This is a genomic window from Marinobacter sp. SS5-14b, from assembly GCF_030541005.1.
GTDB lineage: Bacteria > Pseudomonadota > Gammaproteobacteria > Pseudomonadales > Oleiphilaceae > Marinobacter.
In genome coordinates, this window is sequence record NZ_JASSVM010000001.1 from 671,388 (window position 1) to 688,482 (window position 17,095).

A 17,095-nucleotide genomic window follows, 5' to 3' on the forward strand; every position below is an offset into this window, starting at 1 on the left:
TGTTAACCATGATCAGGCCACTGTTCACCACCCTTTCATTTGTGCTGATGTCTGTGCTTTCGGGCACGGCCCTGGCGCAGGGGGCGTCACAGGAGGGGGCTGCCGAGGAGCTTTCCTCCATTCTGAGAAGTTATGAGACCTATCAGGCGGACTTCATTCAGATTGTGGTGGGAGAAAATGGCACCAACGTTCAGGAAACCCGCGGATCACTCAAGGCAAAGCGTCCGGGTTTATTTTATTGGGAAACCGGTGCGCCTTTGTCCCAGTTTATCGTCAGCGACGGCGATACAGTGGAAGTGTATGACCCGGATCTGGAACAGGTGACCATTCATAAACTGGATGACCGCGTGCAGACAACGCCCGCGCTCTTGCTGAGTGGCGAGGTTGAAAACCTGGATGAGACCTACCAGGTGAGCCAGCGCATTCTGGGTGAGTCCACTCAGGAATTCACCCTGATTCCCCGTGGCGCAGACTCTCTGTTTACCTCCCTGCGGCTGAGCTTCTACCAGGGTGAGCTGCAGGAGATGCGTATGGAAGATTCGCTTTCCCAGATCAGCATTCTCAGTTTTGATGACATTGTGCTCAACCAGGCGATCGATAAGAGCGCGTTCCGGCTGGAGTATCCTGAGGAGGTTGACGTCATCCGGGATGGCGCCTGATGCAGGACAGCCTGTTTCAGCAGGAAGCCGGCTTTCAGCCACTGGCGGCTCGAATGCGACCGGCAACTCTGGATGACTATGTCGGGCAGGCTCACCTTGTGGGCCCCGGCAAGCCCCTGAGAAAAGCGGTGGAGCAGGGGCAGCTGCACTCGATGATTCTCTGGGGGCCACCGGGCGTTGGTAAAACCACGTTTGCCCGACTGCTGGCCAATGTCGGTGAGCTCACCTTCGAAACCCTGTCAGCCGTTCTCAGTGGCGTGAAGGATATACGCGAGGTGGTTGAGCGCGCCCGTAACCGAAAACAGTCGCAGGGCCGCGACACCTTGCTGTTTGTGGACGAGGTACATCGGTTCAACAAAAGCCAGCAGGACGCCTTCCTGCCTCATATTGAAGACGGCACGTTTATTTTTGTGGGTGCCACCACCGAAAACCCCTCTTTTGAACTGAACAGTGCATTGCTTTCGCGCACTCGTGTATACGTGCTGAAAAACCTCGAACCCGATGACATTCTCCTGCTACTCGAGCGGGCCCTGGTCAGCACAGAGGGTTTTGCCGGCACCCTTCAGGTGGAAAGGGAGGTTCTTGAAACCATGGCGACAGCGTCAAGTGGTGACGCGCGCCGGGCACTGAACATACTGGAAGTGGCTGCAGACCTTGCTGAGCCGGATGAGCAGGGGCGCGAGCGGGTGACTGCGGAAACACTGGAGCAGGTACTGCAAACCAGTTTGCGCCGTTTCGATAAAGGCGGCGATGTGTTTTACGACCAGATTTCCGCACTGCACAAGTCCGTGCGCGGCTCCAGTGCAGACGGTGCTCTGTATTGGCTATGCCGAATGCTGGATGGCGGTTGTGATCCACTCTACGTCGCGCGTAGGCTGGCGCGGATTGCCAGCGAGGATATTGGTAACGCGGACCCCCGCGCTCTGCAGATTGCTTTGCAGGCGTGGGATGCCCAGGAACGCCTGGGATCGCCAGAGGGAGAGCTGGCGCTTGCCCAGGCAGTGACCTATCTGGCGTTGGCGCCCAAGAGCAACGCCGTTTATGCCGCTTTCAACCAGTGCATGGCGGATATTCGTAAAGACCCGGACTACGAAGTGCCGGTTCACCTGCGAAATGCCCCGACCAAGTTGCTCAAAAGCATGGGGCACGGGGACGAATACCGTTATGCCCATGATGAGCCTGAGGCCTATGCCGCTGGCGAGAACTATCTGCCTGAAGCCATTCACCAGCGTCGATATTATGAGCCTGTCATGCGAGGGCTGGAGATCAAGCTGGCCGAGAAACGACAACGGCTGGATGCTCTGGACGCACAAAGCCCGAAAAAGCGATATTGAGTGCTGGCAGCAGCAGATTTTCGCGGGCGGCCCCGGCGGATGGTGGTCAGCAGGTTTACGGCGGGTATAATGCGTCGTTAATCACTCATTCGTTAACTGAAAAATTCAGGAAGACCATGCTCGATCCGAAACGTGTCCGTACGCAGACTGAAGAGATCGCCCGTCGGCTGGCCATCAAGAACTTTGAGTTTGATGTTGCCACCTTCGAAAGATTAGAGGAACGCCGCCGAGCCATTCAGGTTCGCACGGAGACTCTGCAGAGCGAGCAGAATAAACGGTCGAAGTCGATAGGCAAGGCCAAGGCCGCAGGTGACGATATCAAGCCCCTGCTGGATGAGGTGGAGAGCCTGAAACAGCAGCGTGGCGAGGCAGAAGATGAGCTGCGCTCTGTGCAGGAGTCTTTGAATGCCTTTCTGGCTGGCCTTCCTAACTTGCCCGACGAAGATGTGCCGCCGGGAAAAAGTGAAGAAGACAATGTTGAAACCCGGGTTTGGGGTACGCCGAAAACTTTTGATTTTGAGCCGAAAGACCACGTAGCGCTCGGCGAGGCGATCAAGGGCCTGGATTTCGAGAAAGCGACCCACCTTGCCCATTCCCGTTTTGCGGTCATGCGGGGCCAGTTGGCCAGGTTGCACCGCGCTTTGGCTCAGTTCATGCTCAATTTGCACACGGCTGAGCACGGTTACACCGAAACCTATGTTCCGTATCTGGTGAATGCCAATACGTTGTTCGGAACCGGTCAGTTACCCAAGTTTGAGGAAGATCTGTTCCGCACCGCTGGCGACAACCCTCTGTACCTGATTCCGACTGCAGAAGTGCCCGCGACCAACCTGGTGGCTGACACGATTCTGGACGATTCAGAACTGCCCCTGCGCCTGGTTTGTCACACACCGTGCTTCCGCAGTGAGGCGGGCTCCTATGGCCGGGATGTGAGGGGTATGATTCGTCAGCACCAGTTTGACAAGGTTGAACTGGTTCAGATTGTTCGCCCGGATGAATCGACCGATGCGCTCGAGCAGCTGACCGGCCATGCCGAGAAAGTGTTGCAACTGCTGGAGCTGCCTTACCGGGTTGTTACCCTGTGTGGCGGCGACATGGGATTCTCCGCGGTTAAAACCTATGACCTTGAGGTGTGGTTGCCCGGGCAGGGTAAATACCGTGAAATTTCCTCTTGCTCAAACACTCGTGATTTTCAGGCACGGCGCATGCAGGCCCGTTGGCGCAACCCGGAAACAGGTAAGCCTGAGCCGGTTCATACCTTGAACGGTTCGGGCCTGGCGGTTGGCCGCGCGATGATAGCGGTGATGGAGAACTACCAGCAGGCCGATGGCAGCATTCTGGTTCCGGAGGTTCTCAAACCCTATATGGGAGGCGTTGAGCGCATCCAATGAACCCATCTAAAGATGCACCAGGGCAGGGCGTTAAGGCCGGCACTGCCCCTGTCAGGTACAGAGCCAACCCGATCACCGATAATCCGAACAACTCCGCCGGCGATGTCGCGCTGGTTGGCGCCGGCCCGGGTGATCCTGAGCTGTTGACACTCAAGGCCTGGCGGTTAATACAGTCCGCTGAAGTGGTGCTCTATGACAGCCTGGTTTCGCCCGAGATCATGGCGCTGATTCCGGAGCAGGCTCAGAAAATACACGTTGGTAAACAGCGCGCAAACCACACTCTCCCACAGGATCAGATTAACCAGCGACTGGTCGATCTGGCCCGGGAGGGTTATAAGGTCGTTCGATTAAAGGGTGGCGATCCATTTATTTTTGGCCGTGGCGGTGAGGAAATTGAAACCCTCGCGGCTGCGGGTGTTCGCTTTCAGGTGGTGCCAGGAATAACGGCCGCCTCGGGTTGTGCAGCCTACTCGGGTATCCCGCTTACCCATCGCGATCATGCTCAGTCCGTACGGTTTATCACCGGCCACCTGAAAAACGATACCTGTAACCTGCCGTGGTCGGATTTTGTCCAGACCAACCAGACTCTGGTGTTCTACATGGGGCTGGTGGGTTTGCCGATAATTTGCCGGGAGCTGGTTGCACACGGTATGGACTCCGGCATGCCCGTTGCGCTGGTTTCTAAAGGAACGACACCGGAACAGCGGGTAGTGACAGGGACGCTGGACACGATCGTCGAAAAGGTTGAGAGCAGTGGTGTGCAGGCGCCGACACTGGTTATTATCGGCCAGGTTGTCAGCTTGCGGAGCAAGCTCGATTGGCTGGGCGTGGAGCCCGTGAACTGACGGCTGAACAGCGGGCCCGGTGCAGTGACTGCGCCGGGCCCGAAACCTTACCGACCGCGCTTCGGCAGTACATCCTTTAGCTTGTTGCGCATATCGCGAATGGCTTTCTCCGTTGTTTCCCAGTCAATACAGGCGTCGGTAACCGATACGCCGTATTTCAGGTCAGCCAGGTTCTCTGGAATGGACTGATTCCCCCAGTTGATATGGCTCTCAACCATCAGGCTCTGTATAGACTGGTTGCCTTCCAGAATCTGGTGCGTCACGTCCTGCATCACCAACGGCTGAATGCCGGGGTCTTTGTTGGAGTTGGCGTGGCTGCAGTCGACCATGATGGATTTGCGAAGTTTGGCTTTTTCGAGCGCTTGTTCGCACAGGGCCACACTGACGGAATCGTAGTTGGGCTTGCCGCCACCGCCGCGCAGAACAACGTGACCGTAGTTGTTGCCTTTGGTGCGGATTATCGCGACCTTGCCCTGTTGATCGATGCCCAGGAAGCTGTGGGGGTGCGATACAGAGTTCATGGCGTTGACGGCGACATCCAGGCTGCCATCGGTGCCGTTCTTGAAGCCAATAGCCATCGACAGACCGCTGCTCATTTCGCGGTGTGTCTGAGATTCCGTGGTGCGGGCGCCGATGGCAGACCACGCAATGGTATCTTGCAGGTATTGTGGAGAAATTGGGTCCAGTGCCTCTGTGGCGGCAGGGAGCCCCATTTCATTGATATCGAGCAACAGGCGGCGACCGATGTGGAGGCCCTGAGCGATATCGAAGGTGTCGTTCAGGTGCGGGTCATTGATCAGCCCTTTCCAGCCTACAGTGGTTCTTGGCTTTTCAAAATAGACCCGCATCACCAGTAGGAGTGTGTCACTGACTTCGTCGGCCAGGGTTTTCAGTCGGGTGGCGTATTCCCGTGCTGCTTCTACGTCGTGGATCGAGCAGGGGCCGACAACAACGAACAGACGATGGTCTTTGCCGTCCATGATGTCGTAAATGGCTTGCCGGCCGGAGGCCACAGTGTCCGCTGCGGCATCAGAAAGCGGCATTTCTTGCTTTAGCGCTTCAGGTGTAATCAGTGGTTCCTGGCTGGCCACATTCAGGTTTTCCAGTTTCTTGCCCGACATCTTGTTGTGCTTCCCCGAATCAGATCGTTGCATCACCGGTGCAACTCTGTGTTTATTTGTCCGGTGATTGAAGATTAACGCGAATGGTGCCGGTACGCGGTTGCAGCAAACCCCGGCGAGTTGGTTATACTGCGTTATTTGAAGGCCCTTTTCAACGCTTCCAGACAACAGGTACCGGATGTCCCCCAAGGCCCAGAAGCCACAAGCTGTCCCTTCCTCAATAAAGGTGGTTTCCGAGAGGATTAACCAGGTGCTTACGGGTATCCGTGTGCCTGATCTGCCATACCCCAGCGGTAAGACTGCACCTGAATCCGTGCCCGACTGGCGCCCCCTGTTGTTATCTTGCTGGTCTGAGCAGCGGGATGAACGTGTCACTCAGGTACTTCGGTCTGTGCAGATCCAGTGGAGTGTCCGGCAGGTGAACGCGGCTTATCTCTCTGATCGCATCATGGATGTATTTCTGAAAACCAGCGGGCTGCACACCTCGCTGATCAGTCGAATTGCCAGGCTCCGGTTCTGGCTAGCGTGGCAATTGGATTCCGCCGGCGATAATGCCTTCAGCGAGCTGATACTGAGCTGGCTTGATCACTTGCAGGAATGGCGGGGCTGGAGCGACACCGGGGGGCGCTCTTCCCGTGTATTGCTGGAGCAACTCGATAGCCTGGTCATCGCGGTTGCTGGCAGTTTTGAGAGCGAAACCATGGCGCCCCTGGAAGACTATTGCCGGCAATGGCTGGAAGATGCCGATAAACGCGAGAGCCAGGTTGGCAGGCTACGGGAACGGCTGAGGGAAACCGAGCAGGGTGCATCGAGACAGCGCCTGGCAGAGCAGGTCGCCCGCGCCTTTGTAGGGCGTGCGCTGACTGGCCGTCACCTGCCTCCGGTGATCAGCCGGTTTGTGATGAATGACTGGTTCAAGGTGATCAAACAGAGCGTGCTGGCCGAGGGTGTCGACAGCGAGCTTTGCCGGCATGCCAACAAAATCCTGGAATGGCTGGTGTGGGCGGGGGATCCTCAGCTTTCCGATCAGGATCGCAATCGCCTTTACCAGGTCGGTGAACAGCTTGGCGACCGAATTCAGGATGTCTGGCGCCGAACCCTGGGCCAGGAAATGCCGGCCTCCGCTGGTGAGGGCATTCAGGCGGTGATGGTGGCGAGAATAAGGGGAGAGACACCTGAACTCACTCTGGCGTTGCCGCCGGATTCCGGCTTTACCTGGGACAATCGCTGGTTGGCACTCGACCCGATAACGCCATCGGACTATGAGCGCCACATCGGTCGTTGGTTTGTAGAGGGTGAGGGTGCGAAAGAGCAGCGCAGGTACTTTTTCCTGCTGCTTGAAGACAGTCAGGAGGTTCTCTGGACCAACGGAGTCGGCGTAAAGCTCGGTCTTCAGGCCTGGTCTGACTTTAAAACCGGGTTGGGTGCTCAGGCTTTACGCGGCTTACCGGAGCCGACGCCTTTCGGCGAGGTTTTGACCGAGACGGTGACGCTGCTATCGAACGTGTGCAAAAAGCAGCAGCAGCAGCGGGAACTGGCGGCGAGGGAGGCCAGGGCCAAAGCCGAGGCGCTGCGCCGTGAAAAGGAAGAGGCCGAACGTCGCCGGCAAGAGGAGGAGGCCGCCAGAAGGTTGGAAGCCGAGCAGCAAAAGGCCGTCGAGGAGCAGCAGAGGTTGGCTGACGAGAAAGCGGAGCAGGTGCGTCTCAGAAAAGAGGCCGAGGCCATCGCATCCCGGCAGGTTGAGGGAATCGCACTGGGAGGCTGGATTGTTGTTGCGCCGGATCAGGAGGAGGGTGAGCCGCAGAGATTAAAGCTTGCGGTCAAGATTGCTGCGTCCCGAAAGTTTGTGTTTGTCGATCGCCTTGGTCTGAACCGTCGCCAGTTTATTGATGATGAACTGGTTAATGGCATTGTCGAGGGCACAATCCGGGTACTGGGAAGCTCTGCAGAATTTGATGACACGCTTAGCCGCGTGGTGGGTCGTATTCGGGTCGGCCGGAATTAAGGGGTAAGTATGGCAGATGAAGATTATAGCTTTGGCTCCGGTGAAGAGACGCCTGACGGCCGGGACATGAGGGAAGATTACCGGCTGACTGCACGGGCATTGGTCAGAATCGAGCTTGAGTCACGGGAGCCAGGCGTCAGCGACGGCGATGCCACAACACTGGCTTGCGAGATCAGGGATATTTCCGTTCGGGGTATGAGCCTGGTGTCGCGTCAGGCTTTGAGCGTTGATTCCATCCTGACAGCAGAAGTCAGCCTCGATGCGCATCAGGCACCCCTGCGGCTCATGGTTGAAGTGGTTTGGTGCCGGGAAGACGGGCGAGGCTACCTGGTGGGTGTTCGCGTGCTGGAGTCTGATGAGACGGATTACTTGCGCTGGATGGAATCTGTAGCAGAGGCCTTTTCCGACAGTTAATAAGCCCAGAGCCGGCAAGAAGCCGGCCCTGGATTATCGATTAGCTGGCGGCGATCAGTCCTCCAGTTCACCCATGCCGGTAATGTTAAAGCCGGCGTCTACGTACATGATTTCACCGGTTATGCCGCTGGCAAGATCCGAGCCCAGGAAGGCTGCGGCGTTGCCCACTTCATCGATGGTTACGTTGCGGCGCAGCGGTGCGCGCTTGGCATTTTCTGCGAGCATCTTGCGGAAGCTTTTGATGCCGGAGGCCGCGAGGGTTCTGATCGGGCCCGCGGAAATGGCGTTCACACGAATGCCGTCGCGGCCGAGACTGGCTGCCATGTAGCGAACGTTGGCTTCAAGGGATGCCTTGGCCAGCCCCATCACGTTGTAGTTCTGCAGCGTCTTCTCAGCGCCCAGGTAGCTCAGTGTCAGCAAAGAGCTGCCTTCGTGCATCATACTACGGGCGCCCTTGGCCAGAGCCACAAAGCTGTAGGAGCTGATGTCGTGAGCGATACGGAAGCCCTCACGGGTGGTGACGTCCACATAGTTTCCATCGAGTTCATGGCCCGGTGCAAAACCAACCGCATGGACAATGATGTCGATGTTGTCCCAGTGCTTGTTCAGTTCCTTGAAGACATTTTCAATTTCTTCATCGCTGGCAACATCACAGGGGAACGTCAGTGTGCTGCCCCATTCTTCAGCGAATTTCTCGACGCGTGGCTGCAGCTTTTCATTCTGGTAGGTGAGCGCCAGCTCGGCGCCTTCCCGGGCGAATGCCTCGGCAATGCCATAGGCGATGGACAGTTTGCTGGCTACGCCAACGATCAGTGCTTTTTTGCCACTGAGGATTCCCATGGGTCGTTCTCCCTGTGTTCCTGATTTCAGTGCATTATCCCTGAAGTGGTTCCGCCAGGGTAACGCTCAAATAGTCGTAGTTGTGTTCTGATAAAAGAACGCGGCATTCAACAGCTCACGAGTATAGTCTGCACGGGGTGACCGAAAGATGTCGGAAGCCTTGCCGTATTCCACAATGCGGCCATGCTGCAGTACCAGCAATTTGTGGCTGAGCGCACGAACAACTGCAAGATCATGGCTGATAAAAATATAGCTTAGTCCATATCGCTTCTGAATTTCAGTAAGAAGTTCAATGACCTGTTTCTGAACGGTTCTGTCCAGTGCGGAGGTCGGCTCATCCAGGATGATCAGGTCAGGTTGCAGAACCAGTGCGCGAGCGATCGCAATGCGTTGACGCTGGCCCCCTGAGAACTCATGGGGGTATCGATGCCGGGCCTCCGGATCAAGCCCCACATCCTTCAACGCCTGTATGACCTTATTCGGGTGCTCCGTGCTGTTGTCCCGGTCATGAATCTCCAGACCTTCCTTGATGATCTGCTCCACCGACATTCTGGGGCTCAGGCTGCCGAACGGGTCCTGAAAGACAATCTGAACCCGGCGACGCCAGGGCCGGAATTGTTTCTGGGACAGGTGCGCCAACTCATGGTCGTCGAGCTGAATGGAACCGGTGCTGCCGGTCAGCTTGAGCAATGCATGTCCGATGGTCGTTTTGCCGCTGCCGCTTTCGCCGACTATACCCAGTGTTTCGCCCCTGCCAACGCTGAAACTGACATCTTTGACCGCCGGAAAGCTCTCTTTGACTTTGCCCAGGAAGCTCTTGCGAAGGGTGAATTCGACATTCAGCTCCGATACTCGCAGCAGTTCGCGCTCGTTCCCGGCCGCCGGCAGGGGATGCCCGGGCGGCTCGGCGTCAATCAGCTTGCGGGTGTAAGGGTGTTTCGGTGCGTTGAACAGGGTGTCGGTGGCGCCTTCCTCTACCTTTTTGCCCTGTTCCATCACGATTACCCGATCGGCATAGCGCCTGACCAGACTGAGGTCGTGGGTGATCAGAAGCATCGCCATACCCAGCTTTTGCTGAAGTGATGTCAGCAATTCCAGTACCTGCTTCTGAACGGTCACATCCAGAGCGGTGGTGGGTTCATCGGCAATCAGAAGCTCTGGCTCGTTCGCGAGGGCCATCGCAATCATGACCCTCTGTTTCTGCCCCCCAGACAGCTGGTGCGGATAGCTTTTGAGGCGTTCCTCTGGATTATGAATGCCCACCAGGTTCAGCAATTCGATACACCGCTCACGCGCCTGGGGGCCCCGCATGCCGAGGTGGAGCTGAAGTGTTTCGGAAATCTGTTTTTCGACGGTATGAAGCGGGTTGAGCGATGTCATGGGCTCCTGAAAAATCATGCTGATTTTCCGGCCGCGTATTTTTCGGAGCGTGTTCTCGGGGGCTTTCAGAAGGTCTTCGCCCTGATAGCGGATGCTGCCAGTCGGGTAGCTGACATGGCGCCCGTCGAGCAGGCGCAGCACAGAAAGCGCCGATACCGACTTTCCTGATCCGCTCTCACCAACCACAGCCAGTGTTTCTGCTGGCTGTATGGCCAGAGAAAGGTTCTGTACGACCAAGGGGCCGTTGTCGAACCGGACGGAGAGATCCGAGATGGTCAACAGGTTGCTCATATCAGTTCTTTCTCGGGTCAAAGGCATCACGAACGGCTTCCCCGGCGAACACCAGCAACGTGAGCATCAGTGACAGTGACACGAAAGCGGATACGCCGAGCCAGGGAGCATGAAGGTTGGCCTTGCCCTGGGCGATCAGTTCGCCGAGGGAAGGCGAGCCGGACGGCAGGCCGAAGCCCAGGAAGTCCAGGGATGTGAGGCTGGTAATGGCGCCGGCCAGGATAAACGGCATGAACGTCAGCGTGGCCACCATGGCGTTCGGCAGAACATGTCGGTACATGATGTTCCGGTTATCCAGGCCGAGCGCTCTTGCGGCCTTCACATACTCAAAGTTTCTGGCCCTCAGAAATTCTGCACGTACCACATCCACCAGCCCCATCCAGCTGAACAAAAGCATGATGCCGAGCAGCCACCAGAAATTGGGCTGAACAATGGCGGACAGGATAATCAACAGATACAGCATCGGGAGGCCAGACCAGATCTCCAGAAAACGCTGGCCAAGGAGGTCGACCTTGCCTCCGTAATAGCCCTGAATTGCGCCTACGGCAACGCCGACAATACAGCTGGCAATGGTGAGTGTGAGACCAAAGACAACGGAGATTCGAAAACCGTAGATGACCCGTGCTGCCACATCGCGACCCTGATCGTCTGTTCCGAGCCAGTTGACAGCGCTCGGCGGTGCCGGGGAGGGTACATCCAGGTTGTAATTGATGGTGTTGTAGCTGAACCGGATCGGGGGCCACAGCATCCAGCCGTTGGCTTCAATCTCTTCAGCGATGAAGCTGTCGCGATAATCGGTCTCGGTGGGGAGAAACCCCCCGAAGGTTTCTTCGGGAATTTGGTCTACAACCGGAAAATACCAGTCTCCGTTGTAGGACACGAGCAGCGGTTTGTCGTTGGCAATCAGCTCGGCACACAGAGACAGCCCGAACAGCAACAAAAATAGCCAGAGTGACCAGTACCCACGGCGGTTGTTGCGGAAATTGCGCAGGCGGCGTTGTTGGATCGGAGTCAGTTTCATGAGGGTTACGCCCCCTCCCGGCTTTCAAAATCGATGCGGGGGTCTACCAGCACGTAGGTGATGTCGCTGATCAGTTTCAGAATCAGGCCCATCAGAGTGAAAATGTACAGTGTGCCAAAGATAACCGGGTAATCGCGGTTCAGGGCGGCCTCAAACCCGAGCAGCCCCAGTCCGTCCAGGGAGAAGATGACCTCAATCAGTAATGAGCCGGTGAAGAACAGTGCGACCAGCACGCCCGGCAGACTGGCGATGACGATCAACATCGCATTCCGGAACACGTGGCCATAGAGCACCTGCTTCTCTTCCAGCCCCTTGGCTCGGGCGGTCACAACGTACTGTTTTCCGATCTCATCCAGAAAAGAGTTTTTGGTCAGCAGGGTGAGGGTGGCAAAGCCGCCAATCACGTTGGCGGTGACCGGTAAGGCCAGATGCCAGAAATAGTCACCGATCTTCTGATACCAGGTCATGGTTTCAAAATCCGGAGAAGTGAGTCCGCGCAGGGGAAACCAGTCGAAGTAGCTCCCGCCGGCAAACAGCACGATCAGGAGAATGGCAAACAGGAACCCGGGTATGGCATAGCCCACCACGATTGCGGAACTGGTCCAGACATCGAACCGGGAACCGTCTGATACCGCTTTGCGAATACCCAGGGGGATGGAAATAAGATAGATGATCAGGGTAGACCAGAGGCCGAGCGAGATGGATACCGGCATTTTGTCGATGATCAGTTCGACCACGGACCGGTCACGGAAAAAGGAGTCGCCAAAATCAAAGGTGGCGTAATCCTTCAGCATTTTCAGAAAACGCTCATGGGCAGGCTTGTCGAAGCCGTAGCGGACTTCCATCTGCTGGAGTAATTCCGGAGGCAGCCCGCGGGCCCCCCGACTTTCGCCCGACGCTGACGATACTTCACCGCCCATGTCACCGCCGCCAGCACGGGCCAGGGCGTTGCCGCCCAGGCCTTCCATTTCAGCAATCAGTTGCTCAACCGGTCCACCGGGGGCCGCCTGAACAATGATGAAGTTGAGCAGCATGATGCCCACCAGGGTGGGAATAATCAGTGCCAGTCGCCGAAGAATGTATGTACCCATCTAGGAGAGGCGTCCTTCCATTACTGCCGGATCGGTTGAGATCTGATCAGGGGCTGATCCACCAGTTATTCAGGTCAACGCCGCTTTTAGGTGTTGCCTGGGGCCGCTGGAGGCGGTTCCAGTAAGCCACCCGGTCTTTGCTCAGGTGCCAGTGGGGAATAACATAATGGCCATGAAGCAGTACCCGGTCCAGTGCTTGAACGCGATGCTCAAGCTCCTTGCGGTCGGGTGCCTGAATGACCAGATCGACCAATTGGTCGATCACCGGATCATGGATGCCGATGATGTTGCGGGATCCCTCAGCATTCACATTTGAGGAGTGCCAATAATCCCGCTGTTCATTGCCGGGTGAATCGGATTGGGGAAATACCTGGGTAATCATATCGAAATCAAAACTGCGCACGCGCCTTATGTACTGGCTGCTGTCGACCAACCGAACGGTTACGTCAATGCCGAGCTTCTCGAGATTTTGCTTGAACGGGAGTACAACTCGCTCAAAGCTCTTCTGGGCCAGCAGTATTTCGAATGCCAATGGTGTGCCGGTTTCCTGATGAACCATTTTGCCATCGCGAATTCCGTAACCAGCCTCGGAGAGCAGCTTCAAAGCCGCTCTCAGGTTATCCCGAAGGCTTTGGGATTCGCTGGTGTCAGGTGGGGTGTATTCGGTGTTGAAGACCTCCGGGGCCAGTTGATCCCGGAAGCGTTCGAGAATCTCCAGGGTCCGCCCTGAGGGCAAACCCTCGGAGGCCAGTTCACTGTTTTCAAAATAGCTGTCGGTGCGGGTGTACTGGCCAAAGAACAGGTTGCGATTGGCCCACTCGAAATCAAAGGCATAGGCCAGAGCCTGTCGAACTTTCGGATGTTTGAATACGTCCTTGCGGGTATTAAAGACAAACCCCTGCATACCCGTAGGGCGTTGGTGTTCTATGGCTTTTTTGGTGATGGAGCCATTTTCGAACGGGGTTCCGGTGTACGCTGTGGCCCAGTTCTTCGCTGAGGTTTCCTGGCGGAAATCGAAGTTTCCGGCCTTGAAGGCTTCGAGTGCTACGGTGTCGTCGCTGTAGTACTCGTAGGTGATTTTGTCGAAGTTGTAACGGCCTTTTCGTACCCCCAGGTCTTCTGCCCAGTAATCGGCAACCCGTTCGAATGTCACGGCCCGGCCAGCGTCAAATGAGGCGATTTTATACGGGCCACTGCCGACAGGAATGGCCAGGCCATTGCCTTCGAATTCACGCTCCTGCCAGTAGTGAGCGGGTAGAATGGGCATCTGGCCAAGGATCAGTGGGAGTTCGCGGTTCTCTGTTTCACCGAAATCAAAGCGGATGCGACGGGCGTTTTCAACGACCACGCCTTGTACGTCGGCGTAATAGTTGCGATAAAAAGGGTGCCCCTCGGTGGTCAGGATGCGATAGGAAAACTCGACGTCCTTTGCTGTGATTGGCTGGCCATCCTGGAACCTGGCCTCCTTGCGGAGGTTGAAAACAACGTAGCTGCGGTTCTCCGGTATTTCAACGCTTTCAGCGATCAGCCCGTATTCCGAGAAAGGTTCATCGTCAGACGACACCATCAGGGTGTCATAAAGGTAGGCGTTGATACCTGTCGCTGCGACACCCCGCACGACAAACGGATTAAAACTGTCGAAACCGTTCGCCACGACACTCAGCTTGAGGTGGCCGCCTTTGGGCGCATCCGGGTTTACGTAGTCAAAGTGGCTGAAGTTCTCGGGGTATTTAACGTCACCGTGCATGGCAATGCCATGCACCGGTTCCGGCGCTTCGGTGGGGTGTGGTTCTGCATTAACAATACCGGGAGCGGCCAGAAGGGCCAGGGACGCTACCCATCCGGTCAGGCTCGGTGCTTTCCGTGTTTTTGTCATGGTTCTCGCACGTTAGGGACTGTTTCTTATGTCCACGTAGAGTACCAGACTTTGGCCGGGTTGCAGATAACGGTCCGTATTAAGATCGTTCCATGATGCGATATCCCGCACATTCACTGAAAAACGGCTGGCAATGGCAGACAGCGAGTCGCCACTGCGAACGCGGTAACCGACTTTCCGCACCATCGCTTTGCTTCGGGTGTTGCTGGCGGTGGTGGTTGATTGGGCGGTTTTTGACCAGATCACCAGTTCCTTTCCGGGAATGAGTGGATCACCGGGTGCCATGCCGTTCCAGGCGGCCACTTCTCTCACGGTGACTCTGTGATCCCGGGCAATATCCCAGAAGGTATCGCCTCTCCGAACGGTATAACGTAATTTATTGCCGTCGCGCTTTCGGTCCTGAGTCCGCTCCAACCGTTGGGATTGGCTCAAAGCGTAGGCTTCAGAACCTTTGGTAGAGGAAGGTATCAGTAATTGCTGTCCGATACGGATCAGGTCGCTGTTCAATTTGTTGACCTGCTGAATCACCGCCGGTGTGGTCGAAAAGCGGCGGGCGATGGTGTTCAGGCTGTCGCCTTTCGACACTCGATAGTTCTGCCAGGACACCCGCTGTTTGGCGGGAAAATTGTCCAGTGCCACCTTGAAGGTTTCTGCATTCTGAATGGGGACCAGCAGCCTGTGGGGGCCGTCGGGGTTGGTCGCCCAGCGATTGTACGAAGGGTTTAGCAGGTAAATCTCGTCAATATCAACGGCCGCAAGTTTGGCGGCCTGGGCGAGATCCAGCTGCGAGCCGGTTTCAACCACTTCGAAGTAGGGCTCGTTTTTCAGGTCTGGCAGCTTTATGCCGTAGGCTTCCGGATTGTCGAAAATCTTTGCCAGGGCAATCACCTTGGGCACGTAATGCCGGGTTTCAGTGGGCAGGGTCAGCGACCAGAAGTCTGTCGGTTTGCCCGCTTTACGGTTACGGCGCATGGCACTGGACACAGTGCCGCCGCCGGAATTGTAAGCAGCCAGTGCCAGCGTGTAATCGCCATCAAATCGATTGGCCAGGCGCTCCAGGTAGGTCAGTGCCGCGTCAGTTGCCGCGAGAACATCCCGGCGGTCATCGTGCCACCAGCTTTGAGTTAGTCCGAAATATTTGCCGGTTGATGGGATGAACTGCCAGAGGCCTGCAGCACGGCCGTGTGAATAGGCGAATGGGTCGAAGGCGCTTTCTACCACCGGCAGCAGAGCCAGTTCAGTGGGAAGGCCCCGGGCTTCCGTCTCACCGACGATATGGTGCAGGTAGCGGGACCCACGCTCGACCACTCGCTCAATGTACCTAGGGTTGCGAACATACCAGTCGAGCTGAGATTGCACCCGGTCGCTGTCGACAGAGTGATCCATGGCGAAACCGGCACGAAGCCGGTCCCACATGTCGTTGTCAGAGGCGGACCCCTCGGGCTGAGGCTTCGGGTTATCCAGTTTTTCTCTGGCCTCCTTGGCCTTGGCCTGAAGCTCCGGGGAAATGGCGTCGTCGAGCGGTGCGTTAACCGTGTTGGCTTCGTCATCGCCGGATTCAACCGACGCCATCAGTGCCTGGTCGCCTTTGGCAACCACCACATCGTCGGACTCAAGAGGGTTGCCATCGTCAGCCAGCGAAGATTCGGTAAACCAGGCGGATGGCGTGTGCCAGTTTTCAATAATCTGGCTGTTGCTGCATCCCGTTGCCAGTGAACTGGCGAACAGAATGAGGGAGATTCGTTTGACCGGCATAATGTTGGATTCCGGGTGTTGCTGCCATATGTATGTAAAAAATTCAGGCAGATTTAACAGGTTACGAACGTTCTTGACCAGCGATTCTAAGAGACGGTTTTCCGGCCGGTCAAGAACGGTGATGTTACGGCTGTGAGAGGTATTGTTAACGGGCCTCTCAGGCACCTCGATCAGAAGTGATCCTTGCCGTGGCGAACCGCGGCAAAAACCTCGGTCGGTGTGGTCACGGGCAAACCTTGCTTGGCGCCGTAATCACTCGCGGCCCTGGTGACGGAGGGGTCGTCCCAGCGTAAAAAGAGGTTCAGAGCCTTCTCATCTTTCAGCGATGTTGGCACGGTTGGCTGGCCGGCTTCTCGCAGCTGCTTGCAGTGCTGTTCGAATGTCATCAGCGCTTTGTCATCAGGCAGCCAATGTCGAGCAAAGCGCAGATTGGCGAGCGTATACTCGTGGGCACAATACACCGCTGTTTCATCGGGTAGGTCCCGGATAATGCTCAAAGAGCCAAACATTTGCTCGGGTGTACCTTCAAACAATCTGCCACAACCGCCGACAAACAGCGTGTCGCCACTAAACAGTGCGGGCCTGCCGTTAAGGGCGGTCGTGGTGAAGTAAACAATGTGATCCAGAGTATGGCCGGGTGTGGCAAAAACACTGAAACGGATGTCTTGCCAGCGAACGGTGTCTCCGTGCGCAACGAACTCGCTGGCATCCTTGAACGGCGACGCTGCCGGACCGATTATCCGGACTTCCGGAAACAGCTTCCTGAGTTCTGAGATGCCGCCGGTGTGATCCGGGTGATGGTGGGTAACCAGGATGGTGTCGAGGGTGAGGCTCTGGCTTTCCAGGTAATCGGCAACCGGCTGCGCCTGGCCTGGATCGACCACCAGGGCTTTGCCAGCCCGGCTATCGGAGAGGCACCAGATATAATTATCGGAAAACGCTGGAACAGGATAAATGCTGAGCATCTTGACCCCATGTGCTGAATGAGTGTCACTGTTATGATAAAGCAACAGAGCGTTCACCCCAAGAAACCAGGCGTCTATCGAATTGTTGCCTGAATAGAGGACTACAG

General features: G+C 56.5%; 14 protein-coding genes. 6 read left to right on the forward strand and 8 right to left on the reverse strand.

The annotated features are described in order from the left end of the window. The first annotated feature begins 8 nt into the window (after positions 1-8). From lolA to cobA, 4 genes are all read left to right on the forward strand, one after another. Positions 9-659, forward strand: a complete 651-nt coding sequence (gene lolA, locus QPL95_RS03075; RefSeq protein WP_303289525.1) for an outer membrane lipoprotein chaperone LolA — start codon at positions 9-11, stop codon at positions 657-659. Continuing rightward, positions 659-1,993, forward strand: coding sequence for a replication-associated recombination protein A (locus tag QPL95_RS03080; protein WP_303289526.1), 1,335 nt, complete (start codon positions 659-661; stop codon positions 1,991-1,993). The genes lolA and QPL95_RS03080 overlap by 1 nt, the downstream gene beginning before the upstream one ends. A gap of 116 nt (positions 1,994-2,109) precedes the next feature. Then, complete coding sequence (gene serS, locus QPL95_RS03085) at positions 2,110-3,384, forward strand: serine--tRNA ligase (protein WP_303289527.1); 1,275 nt, start codon at positions 2,110-2,112, stop codon at positions 3,382-3,384. Next, positions 3,381-4,229: a uroporphyrinogen-III C-methyltransferase gene (gene cobA, locus QPL95_RS03090; protein ID WP_303289528.1), complete on the forward strand. Its 849-nt coding sequence runs from the start codon at positions 3,381-3,383 to the stop codon at positions 4,227-4,229. Before serS ends, cobA begins: the two co-directional genes overlap by 4 nt. Positions 4,230-4,276: 47 nt before the next feature. Here the strand turns inward: cobA and QPL95_RS03095 are convergent, their stop codons facing one another. After that, complete coding sequence (locus QPL95_RS03095) at positions 4,277-5,350, reverse strand: 3-deoxy-7-phosphoheptulonate synthase (protein ID WP_303289529.1); 1,074 nt, start codon at positions 5,348-5,350, stop codon at positions 4,277-4,279. 250 nt (positions 5,351-5,600) lie between these two features. Here QPL95_RS03095 and QPL95_RS03100 point away from each other — a divergent pair, with 250 nt between their 5' ends. Then, positions 5,601-7,355, forward strand: coding sequence for a DUF1631 family protein (locus QPL95_RS03100; RefSeq protein WP_303289530.1), 1,755 nt, complete (start codon positions 5,601-5,603; stop codon positions 7,353-7,355). 9 nt (positions 7,356-7,364) lie between these two features. Next, complete coding sequence (locus QPL95_RS03105) at positions 7,365-7,769, forward strand: PilZ domain-containing protein (protein WP_303289531.1); 405 nt, start codon at positions 7,365-7,367, stop codon at positions 7,767-7,769. 54 nt (positions 7,770-7,823) lie between these two features. Here the strand turns inward: QPL95_RS03105 and QPL95_RS03110 are convergent, their stop codons facing one another. From QPL95_RS03110 to gloB, 7 genes are all read right to left on the reverse strand, one after another. Further along, positions 7,824-8,609 (reverse strand): enoyl-ACP reductase, encoded by a 786-nt coding sequence (locus QPL95_RS03110; protein WP_303289532.1) that lies wholly within the window; start codon positions 8,607-8,609, stop codon positions 7,824-7,826. A 66-nt stretch (positions 8,610-8,675) separates the two neighbouring features. After that, positions 8,676-10,280, reverse strand: coding sequence for an ABC transporter ATP-binding protein (locus QPL95_RS03115; protein WP_303289533.1), 1,605 nt, complete (start codon positions 10,278-10,280; stop codon positions 8,676-8,678). A 1-nt stretch (position 10,281) separates the two neighbouring features. After that, on the reverse strand, positions 10,282-11,301 hold the full coding sequence (locus QPL95_RS03120) for an ABC transporter permease (RefSeq protein ID WP_303289534.1): 1,020 nt from the start codon (positions 11,299-11,301) through the stop codon (positions 10,282-10,284). Positions 11,302-11,306: 5 nt separating this feature from the next. After that, positions 11,307-12,392 carry a microcin C ABC transporter permease YejB gene (locus tag QPL95_RS03125; protein WP_303289535.1) on the reverse strand — a complete coding sequence of 362 codons (1,086 nt, stop codon included), beginning with the start codon at positions 12,390-12,392 and terminating at the stop codon, positions 11,307-11,309. 46 nt (positions 12,393-12,438) lie between these two features. Next, entirely contained in the window at positions 12,439-14,268 is a 1,830-nt protein-coding gene (locus QPL95_RS03130; RefSeq protein ID WP_303289536.1) for an extracellular solute-binding protein, read from the reverse strand. A 12-nt stretch (positions 14,269-14,280) separates the two neighbouring features. After that, positions 14,281-16,023, reverse strand: coding sequence for a LysM peptidoglycan-binding domain-containing protein (locus QPL95_RS03135; RefSeq protein ID WP_303289537.1), 1,743 nt, complete (start codon positions 16,021-16,023; stop codon positions 14,281-14,283). 170 nt (positions 16,024-16,193) lie between these two features. Next, entirely contained in the window at positions 16,194-16,988 is a 795-nt protein-coding gene (gene gloB / locus QPL95_RS03140; protein WP_303289538.1) for a hydroxyacylglutathione hydrolase, read from the reverse strand. Positions 16,989-17,095: the final 107 nt, after the last annotated feature.